Source organism: Brevibacterium oceani, assembly GCF_017948325.1.
In the GTDB taxonomy this organism is placed as follows: domain Bacteria; phylum Actinomycetota; class Actinomycetes; order Actinomycetales; family Brevibacteriaceae; genus Brevibacterium; species Brevibacterium oceani.
Window position 1 is genome coordinate 3,277,956 of the sequence record NZ_CP072846.1, and the last position, 21,588, is coordinate 3,299,543.

At 58.8% G+C, this 21,588-nt stretch carries 16 protein-coding genes; 5 read left to right on the plus strand and 11 right to left on the minus strand.

The annotated features are described in order from the left end of the window. Window positions 1-430: 430 nt before the first annotated feature. A complete protein-coding gene (locus J9314_RS14565) occupies window positions 431-1,813 on the plus strand; it encodes a polysaccharide pyruvyl transferase family protein (RefSeq protein ID WP_210603071.1) in 1,383 nt (460 codons plus the stop codon). A gap of 184 nt (window positions 1,814-1,997) precedes the next feature. On the opposite strand, the gene J9314_RS14570 is transcribed toward J9314_RS14565, so the two are convergent. Genes J9314_RS14570 through J9314_RS14590 form a run of 5 tightly spaced genes read right to left on the minus strand, consistent with a single transcriptional unit; the run spans window position 1,998 to window position 8,274 of the window. Beyond that, a complete protein-coding gene (locus J9314_RS14570; protein WP_210603072.1) occupies window positions 1,998-3,812 on the minus strand; it encodes an ABC transporter ATP-binding protein in 1,815 nt (604 codons plus the stop codon). Then, a complete protein-coding gene (locus tag J9314_RS14575) occupies window positions 3,812-4,729 on the minus strand; it encodes an ABC transporter permease (RefSeq protein ID WP_210603073.1) in 918 nt (305 codons plus the stop codon). Before J9314_RS14575 ends, J9314_RS14570 begins: the two co-directional genes overlap by 1 nt. Then, a complete protein-coding gene (locus tag J9314_RS14580) occupies window positions 4,726-5,679 on the minus strand; it encodes an ABC transporter permease (protein ID WP_210603074.1) in 954 nt (317 codons plus the stop codon). The genes J9314_RS14575 and J9314_RS14580 overlap by 4 nt, the downstream gene beginning before the upstream one ends. Window position 5,680: 1 nt before the next feature. Then, on the minus strand, window positions 5,681-7,225 hold the full coding sequence (locus tag J9314_RS14585; RefSeq protein WP_210603075.1) for an ABC transporter substrate-binding protein: 1,545 nt from the start codon (window positions 7,223-7,225) through the stop codon (window positions 5,681-5,683). 11 nt (window positions 7,226-7,236) lie between these two features. Continuing rightward, window positions 7,237-8,274, minus strand: a complete 1,038-nt coding sequence (locus tag J9314_RS14590) for a TetR/AcrR family transcriptional regulator (protein ID WP_246490412.1) — start codon at window positions 8,272-8,274, stop codon at window positions 7,237-7,239. 805 nt (window positions 8,275-9,079) lie between these two features. On the opposite strand from J9314_RS14590, the gene J9314_RS14595 reads away from it, so the two are divergent. From J9314_RS14595 to J9314_RS14610, 4 genes are all read left to right on the plus strand, one after another. Continuing rightward, window positions 9,080-10,333 (plus strand): stealth family protein, encoded by a 1,254-nt coding sequence (locus tag J9314_RS14595; protein WP_210603077.1) that lies wholly within the window; start codon window positions 9,080-9,082, stop codon window positions 10,331-10,333. Window positions 10,334-10,365: 32 nt separating this feature from the next. After that, complete coding sequence (locus J9314_RS14600; RefSeq protein ID WP_210603078.1) at window positions 10,366-11,286, plus strand: stealth family protein; 921 nt, start codon at window positions 10,366-10,368, stop codon at window positions 11,284-11,286. 78 nt (window positions 11,287-11,364) lie between these two features. Then, a complete protein-coding gene (locus J9314_RS14605) occupies window positions 11,365-11,766 on the plus strand; it encodes a stealth conserved region 3 domain-containing protein (protein ID WP_281412384.1) in 402 nt (133 codons plus the stop codon). A 461-nt stretch (window positions 11,767-12,227) separates the two neighbouring features. Continuing rightward, window positions 12,228-14,153, plus strand: coding sequence for a CDP-glycerol glycerophosphotransferase family protein (locus J9314_RS14610; RefSeq protein ID WP_210603080.1), 1,926 nt, complete (start codon window positions 12,228-12,230; stop codon window positions 14,151-14,153). Between the two features lie 146 nt (window positions 14,154-14,299). Here the strand turns inward: J9314_RS14610 and J9314_RS14615 are convergent, their stop codons facing one another. From J9314_RS14615 to J9314_RS14640, 6 genes are all read right to left on the minus strand, one after another. After that, window positions 14,300-15,241: a polysaccharide pyruvyl transferase family protein gene (locus J9314_RS14615; protein WP_210603081.1), complete on the minus strand. Its 942-nt coding sequence runs from the start codon at window positions 15,239-15,241 to the stop codon at window positions 14,300-14,302. A gap of 131 nt (window positions 15,242-15,372) precedes the next feature. Continuing rightward, window positions 15,373-16,755, minus strand: coding sequence for a polysaccharide pyruvyl transferase family protein (locus J9314_RS14620; protein WP_210603082.1), 1,383 nt, complete (start codon window positions 16,753-16,755; stop codon window positions 15,373-15,375). Window positions 16,756-16,846: 91 nt separating this feature from the next. Beyond that, a complete protein-coding gene (locus J9314_RS14625) occupies window positions 16,847-17,914 on the minus strand; it encodes an NAD-dependent epimerase/dehydratase family protein (RefSeq protein ID WP_210603083.1) in 1,068 nt (355 codons plus the stop codon). Beyond that, on the minus strand, window positions 17,907-18,629 hold the full coding sequence (locus J9314_RS14630) for an IspD/TarI family cytidylyltransferase (protein ID WP_210603084.1): 723 nt from the start codon (window positions 18,627-18,629) through the stop codon (window positions 17,907-17,909). Before J9314_RS14630 ends, J9314_RS14625 begins: the two co-directional genes overlap by 8 nt. Window positions 18,630-18,645: 16 nt before the next feature. Further along, window positions 18,646-20,391 (minus strand): CDP-glycerol glycerophosphotransferase family protein, encoded by a 1,746-nt coding sequence (locus J9314_RS14635; RefSeq protein ID WP_210603085.1) that lies wholly within the window; start codon window positions 20,389-20,391, stop codon window positions 18,646-18,648. A gap of 107 nt (window positions 20,392-20,498) precedes the next feature. Further along, the gene (locus J9314_RS14640; protein WP_210603086.1) at window positions 20,499-21,518 is read right to left on the minus strand and encodes an acyltransferase family protein; all 1,020 of its coding nucleotides are present in this window, start codon (window positions 21,516-21,518) and stop codon (window positions 20,499-20,501) included. Window positions 21,519-21,588 lie beyond the last annotated feature (70 nt).

The following is a 21,588-nucleotide window of genomic DNA, read 5'->3' on the forward strand; positions in this document are numbered from 1 at the left end:
TGCTGGCTTGGAGATTCACTTTTGCTATGTCGATGCAACGCCACAAGTACTCGCGGGGAATTGGTTGATTCGGCATGTTAAAACTGATCGTGGGAATGCTGGCAGGAGCAGGCTCGATCGATGATCTCCATCTGCTGCAAGCCGGGGGGTAACATCGAAGCTGCTCGGCGCTATTCGGGCACTACCGACTGCAGAATCGACCATCATTCCACGAACATAAGGGTATTGGTGTTAGCCCTCGTTCGTTGCTCTGAGCGGAATGAGCCCGCTCGTCGAAGCGGTTCGATGAGGTAGGTGTGTCTTGATTTGGATTGGGTCTATTGCCAGTTCCCTGTTCATACGATCTGGTCCACTGATCAGCTAGACTCGCTCGCAGCTCATCTAGAATCCCTCACTTCTGACCAGCAGATCTCTTGAAGGTGTCCAACGCATGGCCTCGTCACTACGAATTGCAACAGTGTCCTATGTCGACGACAACTTCGGCGACAACCTCATTGGCACCAGTTTTCTCGCGTTGCTCGAAGTTGCTCTCGAGAACTATGGCCTTAGCTCCGACGACTACGAACTCGCTCCGCTGTCACTGAAGGGCTTCGACAAATCTCAACTCGAACACTGTGATGCCATCTTCTTTGGCGGCGGCGGGCTCTTCGGTCAGTCGTATCTTGGATTCTACGAACATATGGACCGGATCACCGCTGCAGCCGACGAGCGTGGCATTCCCGTGGTGTTCTCCTCGATGGGCTTGAACAATATGGGTGCCGACGACGGTCGAGTCGACGCTATAGCCCAGATCGTGAATAAGCGCTGTGTCCGCGCTCTGTCTGTTCGCGAGAATCTTCCTCTTTTCCAGGAAGTCGCCAAGGATGCACCATTCGAGGTGCGACAGGTTGCGGATCCGGCAACTTGGACCAAGTTTGTCTATGGAATGACTGACGTCGTTCCAGACGGCACGATCGGGATCAACGTAGTCCGCGGCGGATTGTTCAAAGCTAACCAACGCGACTGGGGACTCTCGCAGGAAATGTCATACCTGGCCGACCTTGTCACTCTCGCAGAATCCCACGGCATGATTCCCAAGCTGTACACGAATGGGAGCCTGGGAGACAACAATACTTTGCGATTCTTCGCCGAGAAACACGGTCTCTCAGATGAGCAGATCATCCTCCCGCAAACGACCCGAGAGGTTGTCAAGGCGATCGCGACCCGATCAAAAATTGCATCCATACGTATGCACTCCTCAATCATCTCCTACTCGTTTGGCATTCCTACTGTCGCTCTGGAGTGGAATGACAAGCTTCCCCATTTCTACGAGGCGATAGGACACCCGGAACGCGTGCTTCCGTTCGATAAGTGGGATGCTGAACACTCATTCCAGCTCCTCGATCAGGCACGCCCGGCGCCCGAAGATGACCCCGATTACACCGCCTATCTGATGTCCACGTACACCTACATACACGAGGCGTTAGGCGCCCATGTGCTCAATTCGGACGCCGGTGCACAAAGGTATGACTTCCAGTCAGTCGCGGATTCTCTGGAGGCGAGGTCGCAGATCATTGATACGGATGAGTTCGACCTTCGCCATAAACTGGGGAAAGCCGAGAGAGCCTACCTCAAGCAATTCACATCAGGGCGCAAGAATCGCACGAAGTTGGGCACGCTCACAAAGAAGGTTGACTCCCTCTCGTCGGAAGTGAAGTCACTCTCATCAGAAGTGGAGTCACTCTCTCAGCGGAACGCAGAACTCCAGGCAGAGATCAATCGACGCTTCTCGACTCGACTCGCGGGGTACGTACGACGGGTAACGCGTCGGTAGTTCCAGCACCGCACCGGCCGCTGATCGGACCCGACAGGTACTCGGCTCGGTTAACCGAGCCGAGTACGGCACACCGGTAGCCCGGCCTAGCTGGAGAGGGGCTGTCCTCATCCACACATGAACTATCTCCGACTGAGACTCGGCTACAAAGCCAATAGGCCGTCCGCAGACGGTGACACGCCCCTCAGAACTTCGGCACGTCCGAGATCAGTGCCTGCGTGTACTCGTGCGAGGGGTTCTCCAGCACCGAGGCGGTCGGTCCATAGTCGACGATCTTGCCCTTATTCAGCACGGCGAGGTTGTCCGCGATGTGCCTCGACAGCGCGATGTTGTGCGTAACGAAGAGCATCGCCAGCTGCCGCTCCTCCCGCAGGGTGCGCAGCAGCCCCACGATCGAGGCCTGCACACTCACGTCCAACGCCGAGGTGATCTCGTCACAGACCATCACCGACGGCGCGTTGACCAGGGCCCGGGCGATCGCCGCCCGCTGCCGCTCACCGCCGGAGAGATCCCCTGGACGCCGGTGATAGAACGACCGCCCCAGCCGCACCGAATCGAGTGCCTCCTCGACAGCGGCCTTCCGGCTCGCGGCCGTGCCCTCCCCGCTCATCTCCAACGGCACCGTCAGCGACTGCCCGATCGACCGCCGCGGATTGAGCGAGGAGAACGGCGACTGGAACACGTACTGGATGCCCACCCGCTGCTCGTTCGTGCGCTTGCGCGTCGACCGCGCCAGCTCCGTACCCCGCAGCCGCACCGACCCCGAATAGTCATCGTTGAGCCCGGCCACACACTGCGACAGCGTCGTCTTGCCCGACCCCGATTCGCCGAGCAGCATCGTGCACTCCCCCGGTTCGAGGACGAGGTTGATCCCGTCGAGGATCTGCGCCTTCCCGTAGGCGAGCGCGATGTCTTTGGCCTCGAGCAGGGGTGCATTCGCCGAGGCGGCTCCACCGTCCCGCTCCTCCGCCGAGGTAACAGAATCCCCCGCCGAGGCGGCCGCCCCGTCCCGTGCGTCACCGTCGGATCCGTGCCCGCCCGAATCCGCGGGCCCACCAGGCTCCCCCGACGAGACGAGAATGTGCGTCGCCCCGTCCGTTTCCGAGGGCTTCTTCTCCTCGGCGGCACCATCCCCGATGGTCTTGCGACCGGCGAGGTCCGGTACCGCGGCCATGAGCATCTGCGTGTACTCGTGCTGCGGGTCCTCGAGGACGGCCGACACCGGTCCTTCTTCGACGAGGTTGCCGCGCAGCATCACGGCCACTCGGTCGGAGATGTCCTTGATCACCGCGAGGTCGTGGGTGATGTAGAGGCCGGCGACGTTGTTGGCCACCGTCATCTGTCGGATCGTGTCGAGCACGACCGACTGCGTGGACACGTCGAGGCCGGTGGTCGGCTCATCAAGAATGAGCACATCGGGGAACATCGCGAAGGCCATGGCGATGCCGATGCGCTGCTGCTGACCGCCGGAGAGCTGATGCGGCCAGCGCTTCTGATACGCCTTGTCCCCGGGCAGACCGACGTCGACGAGCACCTCGGCGACCCGGTCGGTCCGTTCCTTCTCGGACGACCCGAACCCGTGGATGTCGAGGACCTCCCGGATCTGCTCACCGACGCGCATGGCCGGATTGAGCGAGAGCGCGGGATCCTGAGGGATATAGGCGATCCGGGAGCCGCGCAGCTCACGCACGGCCACCTCGTCGAGGTCGCCGACCTCCACATGGGAGGCCTCACCGCGGGGCCAGATGCTCACGGAACCGGACCCGAACTTCAGCCCTTCCCGGAAATGGCCCATGCAGGCCAGGCCCGCGGTGGTCTTGCCGGAACCGGATTCGCCGACGAGTCCGAGGATCTCACCGCGGGAGAGTGCGAAGTCCACGCCGTGGAGGATCTCGTCGCCGGCGTTCGTGAGCACCCGCAGGTCGGACACCCGCAGGACGATCTTCTCGTTCGGTTCGTTCGCATCGTCGTGGCGAACGGTCTGCGTCTTCGTGCTCATCAGGCCTCCACTGATGTCGATGCGGTGGCTCGGGCGAAGGAGTCCGCGAGCAGGTTGGTGCCGATGGTCAGCAGTGCGATGGCGATGACCGGCAGCAGCACGCCCCAGGGTTGGATGGACAGGGCGATGCGGTTCTCGTTGATCATCAGGCCCCAGTCGGCGGCCGGCGGCTGCAGGCCGAGCCCGAGGAAGGACAGCGAGGCGATGTAGCCGATCGAGTAGGTCAGGCGGAGTCCGGCCTCCACGCTCAAGGGCCCGGTGATGTTGGGCAGCAGCTCACGCAGGAGCACCTTCCACCTCGGCATCGCGTACATCTCCGCGGCCTTGATGTAGTCCTCGGTGATGACGCCCAATGTCGCCGACCTCGCCACGCGGGCGATGCGCGGTGCGTGGGTCAGCCCGATGACGGTGACGAGTACCCACCCCTGTGGGCCGAGCACTGTGATCGCCAGGAGTGCGAACACGAGCTGCGGGACGGCGAGGATGACGTCGTTGAGGCGCATGATGACGGCATCGAATCGGCCGCCGACGTAGGCGGCGAGCATGCCGATGATCGCGCCGACGACCATGCCGAGCACTGTGGCGAGCACACCGTAGATGATGAGGGTCAGCCCGCCGGCGAGGAAGCGGGAGAACACATCGCGGCCGAGGTTGTCCGATCCGAACAGCCCATAGGGGCTGAAGGGCTTCGTGACGAACTGGGTGGCGGTGTTGCCCGTCGCCCACGGCAGCAGCAGCGGCCCGCACAGGGCGAGGATGACGATGATCAGCGTGATCGTCAGACCGATCTTGCCCTGCCTCTGCGCGAGCACCCGCTTGTAGAAGGGAACGTAGGTGGTCTGGGATTCCTTGGGAACCTCGGCGGCGTCGGTGGCCGCGGATTTGAGGTCGTCGAGGCTGTTGGCGTCGGTGCTCATGCTGCGCTCCTCAGTTTCGGGTTGGTGAGGATGCCGACGACATCGGCCGCCAGGTTCACCACGACGTAGACGGCGGCGACGAGCATGGAGATCGCCTGGACGACCTGCACGTCACGGTAGGTCACCGCGTCGATGAGTGCTTGGCCGAGTCCCGGGTAGCGGAAGAGGAACTCGACGACGACCACGCCGCCGGCCAGCCAGGCCAGCTGGATCGCGACGACCTGTGCGACCGGGCCGAGTGCGTGCGGGACGGCGTGACGCATGATCACTCGGGTCTCGGGCACGCCTTTGAGGCGGGCCATCTCGACGAAGCCGGAGTCGAGGACCTCGATCATCGTCGCTCGCATCATCCGCACGATGTAGGGGGTGACGACGAGGATGAGGGTCAGGGTCGGCAGGATGAGCTGTTCGGGTCGGTTCCACACGGGTTCGCCCGGCGGGGCGAGGGTCACGGCGGGCAGGATCTGGAATACCGAGGTGGCGAAGATCGCGATGAGGCCGATGCCGATGACGAACTCGGGCATGGCCGCGAGCACGAGGCTGAGCCCGGTCATGGTCTGGTCGCGTCGCTTGCCGCGGTGCAGGGCCTGGTAGACGCCGAGGCCGATGCCCAGCGGCACGGAGATGACCGCGGCCAGGCCCATGAGGACGAAGGAGGCCCCGATCCGGTCGGCGAGGAGTTCGGAGACAGGTCCCCCGGACGCCGAGGAGGTCCCGAAGTCACCGACGAAGAGCCCTCCCAGCCAATGGAGGTAGCGCAGCCAGGCGGGATCGTTGAGTCCCAGCTGTTCGTTGAGTGCCGCGATGCGCTCGGGGGTGGCCTGCTGGCCGAGGATGGCCCGGGCCGCGTCGCCGGGCAGCAGGAGGGTGGCGCCGAAGACGAGGAGGGAGACGGCGATGAGGATGAAGGCGGAGAAGATAAGCCGCTTGCCGATCACTTTTCCGAACATGTCACACCTCTCCGATCCACACGCGGTCGAATCTCCACCCGCCGAGGGGTCTGCCTGTGGCATTCTCCTTCAGACCGCCGACGTACTTCTGGTAGGCGTCGACTTGGTTGGCGAATCCCCAGATGATGTATCCGCCTTCGTCGTAGAGCATCTTCTGGGCTTCATGCTCGAGGTTCTTCCGTTTGCTGCTCTCGGGGATCTCACGTGCGTCCTGCACGATGGACGAGAACTTCTTATCGCTCCAGTGGGTTTCGTTGAATGGAGAGACGTCCATGACGCAGGAGACGCACTGCGGGAGGAAGTCTCGGGTGTACCAGAAGTCCTGCGCGAAATCCCATTTGAGGTATTCGTCGCCGAAGAAGGTTGTGGCATCCACCTTGCGGATTTTCACCGTGATTCCCGCGTCGGCGGCCTGTTGGGCGAAGACCTGAGCCGCTTCGACAGTTCCGGACTGGATGGGCGCGGTGACGAGTTCGACCTCGAGCCCATCGGGGTAGCCGGCCTCGGCGAGGAGCTTCTTCGCCTTCGGAATGTCCTGCTTGCGCTGCGGGAAGTCCGGGTAGTTCTCGCTCAGCGGACCGAACATGTCGTTGCCGATGGTTCCGTAGCCGGAGAGCACCTGTTCGATCATCTGCTCGCGATCGACGACGAGGCGGAAGGCCTGACGGACCCGCACATCATCGAAGGGCTTCTTGTCCACGCGCATGGTGAAGGGCAGCCACATGCCCGTCTTCGAGTTGAGAATGGCCATGCGCTCATCGGCGTCGATGACTTCGACGAGAGCCAGTGGGATCTGTGCGATCGCGTCGACCTGTGAGGACAGGAGCGCGTTGATGAGGGCATCCGAGTCATTGAAGTTGAGCACGTCCACCTCATCGAGGTAGGTCGAGTTGCGCCAGTAGTGCTCGTTGCGCTCCATCACCGTCGATTGGCCAGGGGTGTGGGACTTGAGTTTGAACGGCCCTGAGGACACGGGCTTCTTCGGGTCGTAGTCGGTGGGAACGATGCCGCACGTGTACTCGGACACCGAGTCGTTGAGCAGGCCGTTGGGCTCTGAGAGGCGGAATTCGACGGTCCGGTCGCCTGTGGCAATCACCTTGTCGAGCATGGTGAAGCTCGACGATGCCGTCTTGGGGTCGTCAGGGTCATTGATTCGTTCGAAGGTGAAGACCACATCGTCGGGAGTGATGTCGCGTCCGTCGGAGAACTTCACGCCTTCGCGCAGAGTTGCCGTCCACACGGTCGAGTCCGAGTTTGGTTCGAAGGATTCGGCAAGCTCAGGCTGGATCTTGTAGTCGTCAGTCCTCGTCAGCAGGCAGTTGTAGAGGTTGACGGTGCGGGCGATGTCGCCGCTGTTGACGGGGATGTGGGCGTCGACGGTGTCGGCCGAGTTGCCGCCGGTCACTCCCACCCGCAGGGTTCCGCCCTTGGCGGGGTCACCGGCGTCGGCGGCACCGACGGTCCCTCCCCCGCATGCGCTGAGTCCGGCGACCGCGGATACCGCGAGTCCGGCTCCCAGCGCTTGTCTTCGGTTCGGTGTTCTCATGTGCCTTCTTCCTAGGACGTCGAATCGGGCCCGCCGGCTGCGGCGACTCTCTCTGACTTCGGGGTTCGGGTGTCTGGTGTGGAGGTGTCATCGTCGGCGAGGACGTGGGCGGCGAGGTAGTTCTCGAGCATGGCCAGCGCCTCGTCATCGGTGATGGGCATGTGTTCGGTGGTGCGGGCGACGCCGAGGCCGTCGATGAAGATCGCCAGCGCCTTGACCATGAGGGAGGTGTCACCGGTGCGGATCGCGCCCGATCGCTGTCCGGACTCGACGACCGCGGTGATCATGTCGAGCCATTCGCCGTAGACAGCGGTGAGGTTCGCGCGGGCGCCTTCGTCTGTGGCTGCGCGGGCCCAGCATTGGAGCCAGATCGACCACACGCGGCGGATCTTCAGATCGATGCCGGCGTGGAGTCGGGCGAAGTGGCGGAGGACGGCGGCGGGGTCGGCGGGGTCGTTGAGGTGGCGGGTCTGGGCGATGATGTCCAGTGAGTGCCGCAGGGCCGCCTGCAGCAGCTGGTCCTTCGTCCGGAAGTGGTAGTTCACCGCCGAGGTGGTCATACCGGCCGCGCGGGCGACGTCTTCGGTGCGCACTTTGGCGATGCCGAGGTCGGCGTAGAGCTCCCAGGCAGCAGCGATGATCGTCACCCGGCTGCGGGTGCCTTTCGACATCCACTCCTGCGTGGGGTCGGCCGCGGGTGATTCTGTGGTGTCGCCCTGCCGGGGAATCGTCGGGATATCGTCGCCGTCGGGCGATGCTTTGGGGGGATCAATACCCGGTATCGGTGCGGCCCTCCCCCGCCGAGGTGGCCCTGCCGTTCTCCCGGTCGTGAGCCAGTCAGTGCTGACCTCGGTGAGCTCGGCGATGCGTGAGATCTCCTCGACTCGGAACTTCCGTGTTCCGGCCAGGGATTTCGAGAGTTTGCTGGCGTCGAGCTCGATCCGGCGGGCGACCTCGCTGTGGTTGATTCCCGCGTTCTTGATGGCGTCGCGGACACGGATCACGAGCGACTTCTGCGTGCTGTCAGCACCTTCGTCTGTCGTGGCCACCCATACAGTCTGCACAGAAGTTGCGATTTTGGCAAGAGTTACTGAGTCACCGATTAGTTTCTTGTCGCCGACGAATACCGAGCTAGACATCCACCTGTAACCGAATCCGTGCTCCACCCCTCGTGAATTCGGCAGTTGTGAATCGGTTTGGTTGCAGCCGAGCCCACGGATATCACAATCAAGCATCCCCGGCGATTTTGACACCACATCCGTTGAGAAATGAGTAGAGTCTTTTCGACACCGGTGGCCCGATCAGGGCCTGGGTGTCGGCGAAGACAGGCGCAAGGAGGCGTTCTGATTTGTGGAGTTCACCGTTTTCGGCGCGATCGTATGTCGCTCGTAAACTGACGCCTCAGCGAAAAGCGTGGATCTCGAAACTGCGGCACGGCGAACATCAGTGGCAGAGACGCACATTGCGGCTCGGCCTAGGGCGAGTACACCAGCCGACTCATTCGACCCGCGCAGAGCCCAGACCCAGAGCCTTTCTGCCATCCGTGACGTGCTTTGCTACGCCGAGGTCGAGTTCGTCGAACTTCCGCGGTTGAGCGTCCTCGCATCGACGTTGGTCATCGACTAAGAATTCTCTTCTCAAGCGATCCAGCCAATCGCGGAAATTCATGATTCCGATCCCGAAAGTGGCAGCAGGAAGAGCTCCTGGACAGTACGATACTTCACCGCCGACGGGTCGGAAGTCGCTGCCAGAAAGGCGGAAAAGCATCGCGCCAGGATCGCTTCGATCACGTGCCTGAGGCATCACATCGCCGCCAACGACAGAGACCTGTCGACCTCGGCGCTCACGGTGACAGTGGAGCTGTGGGACAGGCTGGGGCAGGACAGGCCCCGTGCCGATGGGGCTTCGCACATCGGAGGAACTCGTCATCGCAGGAAATCTGACCATGAACTGGCTGTCGACTACATCGAACCGACCGCATGGTTCCATGCGGTACGCGATGAGCATCGCCTCAAACTGCCTGCGCCTCACCTCTACACACTCCAAGAGCCTGTCGATATCGTCTATACCTGGGTCGACGGTGCGGGTCCGAAATGGCGGGCCCGAATGCGTGAGGCTAAGGATGCCGCCGATCTACGCGCGACTGAGCCCAGCGCCCTGGCGGAATCGCGGTTCACCACTCGGGACGAGCTGAAGTATTCGCTGCGATCGCTCGAATACTACGCATCGTGGGCCAACCACATCTATATCGTCACTGACGATCAGGTACCGAACTGGCTGGACACCGAGCATCCGAAGGTCACCATCGTCGACCATCGCGATATCTTCACCGACCCATCGGTGCTTCCGGCGTTCAACTCTCATGCGATCGAGTCGCAGCTGCATCACATCGAAGGGCTCTGCGATCGCTATGTCTATCTCAACGACGATTGCTTCTTTCTCCGCCCGACCGACCCGGAGTTGTTCTATTCGGGCAACGGGGTGGCCCGACACTTCCCTTCTGCCGTCCCCATCGATATAGGCGGCTGGTCGCCCCGTGACTTGCCGATCATCTCTGCTGCAAAGCAGGGCAGGGACTACCTGCTCGACGTATACGGACGCACGGTCACCCACCGGCTCAAGCACACTCCGCACCCTCAGATCAGACCTGTGCTCGAAGTCATGGAGCGCGAACACCCCGATCTGTTCGCCCAGGTGGCCGCTTCAGCGTTCCGGTCGCCCAGCGACTACTTGATTGCGTCGCCTCTGCACCATTTCGACGCTTTCGAAAGAAGACAGTCTGTAGAGGGACAGATCGGCTACCGATTCATCGACCTCGGCCGTCCCGACCTGGATCTGCAATTGGCAAGAGTTGCCAGAGCCGATGATCTGGACGCGTTCTGCCTCAACGAGACGGCGCTGTGCGAGGAATCGCGCGAGACCATCGACAGCAAAGTAGACAGATTCCTCAACGACCGGTTTCCGGTCCCATCAAGTTTCGAGCTGCAACCTAAGAAGGGAACGCCGTGGAGCGAGGACTCATCACAAAGGCGGCAGGGATCGCCAAACCGTTTGTCATCGACGTCGCGGGAGAGCGAAGGTACCTCAAGCTTCGTCGATATGGGCTGAAACGACTGCGGAGCTTCAACCGTCGACGTGAGGTGGCCGATCGTTTTAGATCAGAGAAGCGCGGCTTTTCGTTAGATCGTGAGGTGACTCATCATGGCGGGCTGCTCACCGAGCTCGTCGAAGAGATGACACCGGCGGCCGCCGCGAAGGCGAACTTCGACTTCACCGTCGATGCCCTCGACTCACACGGGATCACGTGGTGGCTGGTCGAAGACTATTCGGGTCACGGGTATCGGATCGGTGTCCACTTCGACGACAAACGGCGAGTGGCAGCTGCCCTCGTGAGAAGGCAGTTGGCAACGCCGATCTACGCCCGGTCTGGCCGCTCGGGTCCAGTCGCCCTGTCTTCGGTGGTGGAACTCGCCGCCGACCCTGAACTGAATGTCATCACGGTGGCTGCGCCAGGCCGCGAGTGTCTGCTTCCTGACGTGCTGACAGAGAACATGCTCGAGGACACCACCTTCCCTGTTGATGCCGTCTACACCTGGGTCGACCGCGCCGATCCTGAATGGGTCGCGTCGAAACGACGGCTCGAAGCACAGCTGGCGGGCCACGAGTACCATCCCGAAGCGAATCATGAGGCCAGGTTCGAGTCCAAGGACGAGCTGAAGTACTCGCTCCGATCGCTGGAGTACTTCGCACCGTGGTTCAATAAGGTTTACATCGTCACGGCCGGGCAGGTACCTTCCTGGCTCAATGTAGACCATCCGAAGATTGTCATGATCGATCACGGCGACATTTACGATGATCCCAACCACCTACCGACGTTCAACAGCAATTCGATCATCTCTAGGCACCATCACATTCCCGGGTTGAGCGAACACTTTATCTATCTCAATGACGATGTCATGTTCGGAAAGCCTGTCCGACCGCAGGATTTCTTCCTGCCCGGCGGTGCAGTCAAGGTCTTCCCTTCTCGCAACCATCGACCGTTTGGTGCTCCAACGGCGTAGGACGGTCCTCATTTCAATCTGACAAGAAATATTCGACAGATCCTGCGCGAAGAGTTCGGGGTCACTGTCACCAGAGCTATCAAGCACACACCGTATCCAATGCTCAAGAGCGTGCATTTCGAAATGGAGAGGAAGTTCCGGAGCGACTATGAGCGGACTTGGGCGAGCCGGTTCCGTCACCATGACGATATCGTCGCCGACCAGCTGTTCCACTACTACTCGCAGATAGTGGGAAAGCCCGTCGCGACGTCGATCACGTACCGTTACATCAATATTCGCGCCGACAATTACCGCTGGGTGTTGCGGGAGACGCTTCGCCAGCGCAACCGTTCCACGCTGTGTCTCAATGACGCACCGGCGGAAGAGGTCGAACCACTCAGCGATGAAGAAGTCATGGAGTTCCTCAACGCGTACTTCCCGGTCGCGAGCTCATTTGAGGCGAATCAGACCGTCGACTACAACACCATCCGCTGGTGGTGAATCGCAGGCAGCATAGTTTCACAGTTCTCACCGACCTCCTTCAAACACAGATCGATGAACACCGCAACGGATATCCGCCGGACTCGTCTCATTCATGACTCCGATGCATATGACGGAACTGCCATACCTCGCCGCAGACCGGCTCACCGTATCGATAAATGGAGCCGACATTGGCTCGCATAAGGTCCCGAAGTTGGCCACTCCAGTCGGGGTAGATGCCGGCGGTCTTCGTGGCCGTGTGGGCACAGGTTGAGAGCATACCGAGGTCGGCGTCGAACGACCTTCTTAGATAGTTCATCGACAAGGTCAGGCGTTCTTGAAAGAGTGCGTTGACGACTTCAGTTGCAAACCTCTGGATACACCGTGAGTCAAGTAGGCTCTTACTGGTAACTCCAACTGTCACCTGCCGGTAGAATCTGGTTGATCGGCGATGGTTGCGCCAGTCGAAAGGACGTAGAGGGATGAGCCGTGGAAAGTCTCCGCTGCATAGGGCACTCAAGTACGCGCAGGTGACTGGTGATTTCTGGGTCAAACCGCTGGGAAAGGCTGAAGCCGTTCGCAGGGAATTTATCAAGTACAGGTCCTCCGCGCCGGTCAATCGCAGGGTCATCTTCTATGAGACTATGTCCGGCGCACGCATGGGCGATAACCCATATGGCATCTTCGAATACCTTCGCTCACACCCGTCGTATGGCGAGTTCGTACATGTGTGGTCATTCGATGGAAGCGAATCAATCCCCGACAGGTACAGACACCTTCCCGATGTCGTATTCGCGCGCCGCGGTTCCGCGTCCTATGCCTACTTCTTGGCCACAGCCGGTCGAATCGTCGGAAACGCCAACCTCCCGGGCTTCTTCACGCGTCGACCAGAGCAGCAGTATCTGAACACTTGGCATGGAATTCCGTACAAGGCTCTTGGGCGCAATACGCCAAAAGCGCGCTTTGGCAACCCTGCGGGAACGGCGACATTCAACAAGGCCACCCACGTCCTAACGCCCTGCGAGTTCATGACCGACGCAGTGGTCTCCGCGTACTCAATGTCAGGTGTCTCGAACTCGACTATTGCGGAAACTGGCTACCCGAGAGTCGACCTCACGTTGAACCCGGCTCGTAGAGATCTGTCACGTCTCAGCCACGTCTACGGCACCGAGGATCCAAAAGTACTCGGCGATCTGCGACCGCGTGTTCTCTATGCGCCGACTTGGCGGGCAGATAATGATGAGGACGTAGTCGACACAGGCCAGCTCGTCGATGATCTGAAAGCGCTGGCGGGCCTCGATATCCAACTGATGTATCGAGGTCACCACCGAATGAATCGCCTGATCAAAGACTCATCGGTTAGCGACTTCATCGGCGACGTAGTCATCCCTCCCCACGACATCAGCTCAAACGACCTGATGACTGTCGTCGACATCCTCATCACCGACTATTCGAGCATCTTCTTCGACTTCCTGCCCACAGGCAGACCGATAGTGCAGTATCTCTACGATCTGGACGACTACGGTCGCAGCAGAGGGCTCAACCTGGAACTCGACGATCTGCCGGGTGACGTTGCCCAAACCAGACAGGAACTCTTGTCTTCGGTGGAATCGCTTGCGACGGCAATAACAGAAGCTGGACCCGACGCCGATCACGTGCACGATCCGTTGCAAGGCGAACGATACAAGCGGGCACAGAATCGATTCTGTCCCCGCGAGGACGGTCACTCTTCAAAACGCGCGGTAGATTTCTTCATAAATAACGAAGCTGCGAACGTTCCCACACGGAGACCTCGGGATGGACGCCCGACCGCCGCGTTCTGGGCTGGCAGTATTGCCAAAGGTCCCGAAGCAGACGGCTTCCTGCGAAAGTTGATCGAGTCGGGACAGTCATCAGCAGAGCAGACCGTGTTAGTGATCGACAGAACGGCACCAGTGGATAAGCCGTTGCTCAAGGAGATCAAGACACTCGGGGACAGGATTTCTACGATCTCGTACGTTCCAGAGGGCTTGAGTGTCTTATCCTCCGAGGCCGAGGAATATGATTCCTTTACCGCCATCGAGAATTTGAGCAGCGAATCGGCTAAATCCCATATCGCTAAGAGCCGCGTTCTCAAGGGCCTCTTCGCCCACGAGTATCGACGGCGATTGGACGACGCCCAATTCGACCGGGTAGTCCAGGGTCCTGGCCTGACGAATCATGAAGTTGGGCTGTCGGTACTCGCCCAGAAAGGCGTCCGGCTCCCGTCCGGGCAGCGTGTACTCCCCAGTGCCCCTGGTCAATCCACCTTCGATCGTGTAGAAGAACTCTTATTACCACGAGGTTCGGCTCGCCGACAGCTGCTTAGTCGCTCGTATCGCACGTTTCGAAGAAGCGGAAAGAAGCTCGTCCGCCTCGGGACAAGGTAGTCGGGGTCTCTTGGAGATCGATGAAACGACCTCCAAGAGACCCCGGTGACTGACAAATGTGATCGCGCCGGTTCCTTCGCGACCTCCTGAACTGTCGAGCCAAGACCCTTCAGCTGTTCGGAGGAAGCCAGCCCAGTTACCTGCTTCTACCTACTTGCGTTCCCCTTCTTCCCTTTACGCTGAAGGAAGGGAGAAGCGTCCAGAAGCTTGTAGTATTTGAACTCGATCGGTTGGGAGTTGAAGGAGAAACTCTTCAACAGGTGTTCAACCTGGAGTCCTTCCTTCCCTATCGAATACTGATGAGGTGCACGGTACTTGTTGACTGAGGCAAAGTAGTCGAAGTATTTGAAGATGCCTCCCTTTCCTGTCTCGGACTGTCGCCATGAGTTCGGTATACCGTAAGCGTCGGCAATGATCAGACCGTGCAACGAGGAAGAGATGATCCTGCGGCAAGACATAAAGGCGTCAATCGTCTCTTCAACATCTGATGTCTTCAAGTTGATGATCTTGATCCGAGGATCGATATCAACGCTCTTCCACTCTTTCTCACTCCACCTAACCACGACGCCGATCTCATGCGTAATCGGCACCTCGGGGTAGTAATAAAGCGGCATCAGAAGAGCGGGGTCACCGTAGATCTGCGGAGCGTTGATCTTCGCGTTCTTGAGGATCTGCCGGGTCAGCGGACCTCGAACTGCATGGTATTTCGCCTTCGGGGACAGTCTCGCTTTGGTCTCAGTGCCGAATGATCCAGTACCCCATATCAGAGAGTTGTCCGAGGCCCTGCCAACAATGGAGCCGATCGTTACATAATGCGGCTCATCCCTGTCAGCGAATTCGACATTTAACCCAGTCATCTTCTGCACAAGCCAAGGCGAGAGCAGATCTCCGAAATTCGGAGCGTCGGTCCACCAAAACACCGGGATTGAGCCATCTTTGGTTACGATATTGTCATTGACCTCGTAGCGATCAAGGATCTTTTGGTGGCGCTTCATGCCGATGGTGTCTGGGAACCTCCGCCCCAGTCTCGACTTCACCGTATTCTTGACAAACGCGGTTGCTCTCTGACCAATATCTGTAGTACCCATACCTACCGCTCCGCTGTGTCGCAATACCTATGATCACGCATCGTTACCTCGCAACCGCTGCGAGGTTATTTAAGCCGTCATTCTACTTGCCTGCAGTCAGCCGGTCGAATTCGAGCATGTGGATGAACTGGTTATGAGTTCCCGACTCTCCGAAATACTTCGAGCGAACGCTGACCAAGCCTCCTCATCGCTCGCCGCGCTTTGCTCACAGACTTGCGCATTTTGAAGCGCTTGGATCGACTTTTCCTCGCAGCTTGATTCTGTTGGAAGTAGTAGTGCTCGTAGGACCGCCTCAACTTACGTTGGACTTTCGCCCGGTACTCCTTCTCCGACGTGCCTGAATACCGGGGAAGCGTTTCGAATACCTTCTCCATTTGGAATGGCTCAGCTGCCTCGCCTGGAGCCAGAACAGCTTTGACCCCTTCGAATAGGGTGCGATAGACGCTGTACAGGTAGTCTTCGTCCTTCGCTACTCCCTCTTGGATTGCGGAGTCGAGCGTCGATACGATGCTACGCGCGTTCCATTCCGCTGGACCAACTGCGCGTTCTGAATACCCTATCCCCTTATAGAATTCGGGCACCTTGAAGTTCCACGACAGACCGATTGACGGAATCCCAAGTGCGAATGCAGTGATGCTGGCATGAAGCCGGAAAGCGATGACCCCCTCACACCTGCGAAGCTCCCGAATGAGTTCGTCTGGCGAGTTCACAGTGAATGCGACCTTCTTCGGCGGCACTCCGTGATGTCGAACCAAGGAATCGAGGAATATCTCGTCGGTAAAATGACCGGTCGTGAATAGACGATAGTCATCCCCTCTTTCTTCTAACAGGGCGATCGTATCCAGCCAGAGCCGACGCTGGTCCTGTTCCGAGAACCTGATGTCATTGTCGGCGAAGATTCCCGCACGGGTAACGACCAGTCCGATGGTTCGGCCGCCCGACTCAGTCCGAGGAAGAGAAACGTCCGGCACCTGCTCGAACACCCTATCTGCCACGACCGCAGGGTCAGAAACGAGAGCGGTAGCTGTGGACCGTCTCGAGACGTATCTGTTCACCGACTGCAGATCGTCTCGTGTAGTGATCTGCCGGACGACAGGCAGATTGAGTGCCCTCTTCAGCGCCTGCGATCTAGGGTCGGAGTCCGAATACGGTTCGACTCCGATGCTCGAAAACACGACAGGAACCCCATACTCGTTCGCGAGCTCAATGGTCCGGATGGTACGGCGGTAGAACGATTGGTATTTATAGTTGAAGAGTGGCGCACCACCGAATATGAGTAGGTCCGCTTTCGAAATCGCTTTACGCGCCCCTGTCAGCAGGCTTTCGTCACTGGTCTTCAGATACTTCTTCGAGATGATCCCCGCCGCTCGACTCGACACTACGAACGAGTCGTCATCGATGTTCAGATTACGAGCCACGACCTTCAGAAGGCTGATGACCGACGCCTCGATGATTTGGTCGCCGACGTTGTCGGAGTCACGGTTGGTCAACAAAAGGACACGGGTCTTCTTCACGTCAGCTCAGTTCTCGAGAAGGACTACATTGCGCCCGATTACGCACAGGCCAGCGGCGGCAGCATCAGTGTTGCACCGAATTCGCTCGGTCTCAGATCAGCGGACCGTCTTCGAACGCTCGTATCGTTCTAGATACTCCCTCATCGAGTCCGTGCAGCGAAGTCCACCCCAGTTGCTCAATTCTCTCCGAAGCGAGTCCCAAAGATGCCACTGGAGAGAAGTGTGCCACGTCTTCCTGATTGTCGAATGCCAACCGCAGCGCCTTCTCCGGTCGCGCATTGGCGAAAGTCTCGGCAAGTTGACGGATACTGATATTGCCGGCAGGGTCCGCCACGTTGTAGACGGCTTCCTGTCCTCGCAGGTGTGCAAAGAAGAGCCCTCTGGCGGCATCAGCGACATAAGTATATGTACGCGTGGCAGCACCAGCGCTCATCATACGAACGTCTCGGCCATTCACGACGTCAGCGAGAAAGTCGGCCTGCACGCGCCCGTCATCAAGAGCCATACCGGGACCATAGATGTGTCCGAACCGAACGCTCAGTGAGTTGATGCCGAACTCATCGGCGTAGGCGGCCAGGGCAGTTTCTGCGATGCGTTTGCCTTCGGAGTAACCTGCTCGTGATACAAAGTGCTGAAGCTCACCGACCGAATCCTCTGTAATGAGTTGACCGCCCTTGACGGCCCCGTAAACCTCCGACGACGACAACAATACGAACGAACCGCCACCGCCAGCCACTTGGGCGTCCAATAGGTAGAGAGTTCCCAGCGTGTTTGCCTTCAGCGTTGTCACGGGCGAGGCCTTGTGCAACGTCGGACGGGCCGGCGAAGCTCCGTGGAAAATGGTTTCGTGGGCCCCATTGATGGATTCGGGCTTTGTCACATCGCCTTCGACAAGGGTGAAATCTTTCCTTCCGAGGGCACTTCCGAACCTCGCCTTTGCCTTCTCCGGGCTGCGAACCAACCCAGTGACCATCAGGTCGAGATCGTACTTTTCATTCGCGGCGAGAAGCGTGCCGACGATGTACATCGGGATCATGCCTGAGGCACCCGTAACGAGAATTCGCTGACCGCGATAAGTTTCCCACGGCAGGTTTGACTCTGTTATCTGGCTGACATCCTCATTGAAGACCGGAGAGTCGAACAGTACGACGTCATTCACCGCCGAATGCCTCCCGGTCCTCGATCAAAGTCAGGAAGGTGCGACATACGTAGTAATCAGAGGCAGTCGTGATCTTGATATTGGTACGCGGACCTTCGACCCGATGAACGTCATAGCCGAAGCTGTGCATGAGAGTGCATGTGTCGATCGAGTCGTTCTCACCTTCAGCCACTGCACGGTCATACCCTTCGAGCGCGTCGCCGAGGCGGAATGTCTGAGGGGCTTGCGCAGTCCACAGCGGATCGCGAGGAATGACGTCCTTGATCCCGGCACCTTCTTCTACAACGACAGTCTCAGTCATCTTCGTGCAGGTCACAGCGGATCCGAACTCAAGTGCGGTTTCAATGTTCCTCGAGACAAGGTCGGCGTCGATGAGCGGACGCACTCCATCATGAACGAGTACGAGACTGTCCGGACCGTTGTTTTGGGCCACGACCTTCAGCGCATTGTGGCGAGACTCTTGTCCGGTCGACCCGCCGTCGACGACCCACTTGACCTTAGTCAGCTCATATCGCTTGACCAGACTCTCCAGATAGTCCCGGAACTCGGGAAGAATCGCCACAGCAATGGAATCGATATCCGGGTGTTGCTGGAATACATCCAACGTGTGCACGATCACGGGCCGTCCGTGGATCTCCAAGAATTGCTTCGGACGCGAACTGTGAGCCATCCTGGCTCCGACGCCTCCGGCGAAGACTACTGCGATGTTTGCCATTGGTACTCCTAGTTCGTTAGCGCGTCGACGTCGACATTAGTGCCGAATCTTCGGTGGCGTCAGTGGAATCATTTCCGTCCTCACCGGAATCCGACATTTCGCTGGCCTTGCCTGCAAATGTGAGCTCTACATCGGGTGCGGGGGTTGCAGAGATCGTTTCGATTATCGGATCGGACAGAACCAATGTGTCGATGACCCGATCGGAATTGTGGGTGTCAACGTAGTCGAAATTCTCACTGACAAATTCTTTTGTCTTCGCGACACTCAGTTTTGGCGCACGCAGCAATGCGACCAGCTCATCGAAATTCGTCGCGATGCTTCCTGGCGCGGCTTCCTCGTATTCTCGGTGCATGCCCCGAGTAGCCGAATAGGTCTCGAGGTCATAGGCAAAGAAGATCATCGGCCGCTCGAGCAAAGCGTATTCGTAGATCACTGATGAATAGTCGGTGATCAATATGTCCGAGATCAGCAGCAGATCATTCGTGTCTGGACACGATGCGACGTCGACAAGGCGATCGCCAAGTTCCGTTGGAATGGGTGCGGGATCCGGGATGAAATGATGCTGGCGGAACAGCACGACAGTGTCGTCACCACAGGCTTCGTAGAGTTTCTGGAAGTCGATGATGTCGTAGTCGTAATGGGCATCGCCCGAGCCGCGGCCCCGGAAAGTCGGGGCCCAGAGGATCTTGCGTTTCCCCTTGGTCATGGGGAACTGAGATTCAAACTCGGTCATGACCTCTTCGGCACGGCCCTCCCTGAGGAATCCGTCGATTCGAGGCAGACCGGTGGCGAACACGGACTCTCGTTCGATGCCGAATGCTTCACTGTAAACGTCACGTAGATGCTGTGATCCGCAGATCGCGTAAGAATACAGACGATGAGCGTTTCGCAGATTCGGTGAGCCATATTGACCGAAGCGGCTGTACCCTACCGATTTGAAGCCGCTGCCAGCGTGCCACAGCTGAATGATCTTCTGCTGGTTGCGATCGCCCAGATCATTGAGCACAGCAAAATAGTCGTCGATCAGAATGGTGTTGGCCTTACCCATCTGCCACGCAAGGTTGAGCGCGTTCTGGCGAGAACTGGTCCGACCCGTGCGGAACGAGTAACCGAAGTTGTAGTCCTGATCGAGACCACGCTCAATCATTCGGTCGTGGACCGCTTTGAGGTTGCCCTGCATGTTCGGTCGTGCCTCCGAGGCGAACAGGATGTTGTTGCCTTCAGCAGGTCGTCTCTTGGACGCAACCTTGTAGACTCCGCGCAGTGCCTTGCGCTTCGAGTTGGTCCACTTTTTGCGAAGTTTGGACTTCATTTTGGCGACCTGGGAGGAAGGCTTTCCTGCCGACCGCCCGAAGGCATAAGTTCGCATCAGGAAGAACGGGGCATCTTCGTCGTCAGAGACACCGAATGTGACGGTGTAGGCCGAGCGATTCTTGTTATAGACGAATGCGCGCGAGCAATCGTCCAATTCATTCACACGCCCGAGAGGGAAATTCGCCGGGTGAAGCTGCCCACGACGGTGGGCCACCAGGAAATACGTACCGTTGGGCACCTGAGCGCGCCGATTGAACTGCGTAACGTTGATCGTCAATTCGTATCGGTCCGCTTCGACCGGCCGGAACTGCACCGGCAACAACGTCCGACCGGGGTTCGCATTCGAAGTGAGGTAGAAAGCGTCGACCGCCGTCCCGGGGAAGTCGACGATGAACCTCAGATTCACTCGCTCCCAAGTGATGTCGACTATCGTAACTTCTTCGGACACACGCTCCCCTTACCCCTGCGGGCTTCGTCTTCACGACACTTCAGATTCAACCGTTCGTAACCCCAATAGCCTAACAGCCTCAAGGTTCGAGGCCGTTACTTTGCGTATCAATGTCGGGCAGAACTGTTCTTCGGTATAACGATGGACGAAGCACTGACGATCAGTCCTGCGAGGGTGGAACTGTACCAACGGATCGCTCGATTGAGCGGAGCCCACGAGAGCAACAGTGTGAACGCCGCGGCGACGAGTATGCACAGAGCTATGGTGACGGAACCCGAAGTTCTGTCGAGCATCGATTCGAGGCTGCCCTCAGACGCTCGAACGAGCAGTCCATGCAGAATGTAGATTGCCAGGCTTCGTTGGCCCACGCTGACGAGAAATCCTGGTAGACGTTCGGACCAAGCGAACACTACGATGATCGTCAACATCGCACTGGTCGCGATGCAGACTTTCATACCGACGCCGAACGGTATCGCTACGTCCAGGAACTCGAATCCTCGCGCACCATAGAACCATTTCTTGTCAACGTCATTGATGAACAGCGCAGCTATAGGAAGGGCCGCCAGAACAGTCAGCCCCGCTTTGCCACAGACGTTCAGTTGCGCGGCCCAGTTGAGCAGTCGCGTTCCATAGAGCTTCCCGGCAACGAAGAATGGAAAGAATGTCATAGTTCGACCGACCGACAGTTCGTAGTCGAGAAGTGGCAGGAATCCTCCGAAGATTCCGATCAGGATCGACAGACACAGCATCGGAGTGGGGAACCGCTCAACCAGCGGCAGAGCGAGCATCCACCAGACCATCGCGAGAAGAAACCAGGTGATCCAATACGGCTCGGCGAATTCCAAGTCGGGGCGGCTGCCGAACAACACCGACCAGTAGAAGTAGACAGGTTGCGCAGATACGGCCAGCACAGCGAACGTAAGGACACGTTCTCCGAGGCGATTCGACTTCGCCGTGATACCCGCCAGGAGAACGAATGCCGGCATATGGAAGGAATAGATCGCCGTCAGCAGACCACGGCTGTATCCCATGTCCCAGCCCGAGATCGCTTCCAGCAAGTGCCCCATCACCACGACGAAGATGAGGAGTCCTTTGGCTTTATCCAGCCTGTAATCACGTGTCTGCATCGGAGGAGATATTACCTACAGATGACCGTTTCGGTCGCAAAAGCACCAAATTCAGGATTACCTACCAGCT

Excerpts from the sequence above, each read along its gene's own strand:
- J9314_RS14565 (WP_210603071.1), top strand. The coding sequence starts at position 431 with ATGGCCTCGTCACTACGAATTGCAACAGTGTCCTATGTCGACGACAAC.
- J9314_RS14570 (WP_210603072.1), bottom strand. The coding sequence starts at position 3,812 with ATGAGCACGAAGACGCAGACCGTTCGCCACGACGATGCGAACGAACCG.
- J9314_RS14575 (WP_210603073.1), bottom strand. The coding sequence starts at position 4,729 with ATGAGCACCGACGCCAACAGCCTCGACGACCTCAAATCCGCGGCCACC.
- J9314_RS14580 (WP_210603074.1), bottom strand. The coding sequence starts at position 5,679 with ATGTTCGGAAAAGTGATCGGCAAGCGGCTTATCTTCTCCGCCTTCATC.
- J9314_RS14585 (WP_210603075.1), bottom strand. The coding sequence starts at position 7,225 with ATGAGAACACCGAACCGAAGACAAGCGCTGGGAGCCGGACTCGCGGTA.
- J9314_RS14610 (WP_210603080.1), top strand. The coding sequence starts at position 12,228 with ATGAGCCGTGGAAAGTCTCCGCTGCATAGGGCACTCAAGTACGCGCAG.
- J9314_RS14615 (WP_210603081.1), bottom strand. The coding sequence starts at position 15,241 with ATGGGTACTACAGATATTGGTCAGAGAGCAACCGCGTTTGTCAAGAAT.
- J9314_RS14630 (WP_210603084.1), bottom strand. The coding sequence starts at position 18,629 with ATGGCAAACATCGCAGTAGTCTTCGCCGGAGGCGTCGGAGCCAGGATG.
- J9314_RS14640 (WP_210603086.1), bottom strand. The coding sequence starts at position 21,518 with ATGCAGACACGTGATTACAGGCTGGATAAAGCCAAAGGACTCCTCATC.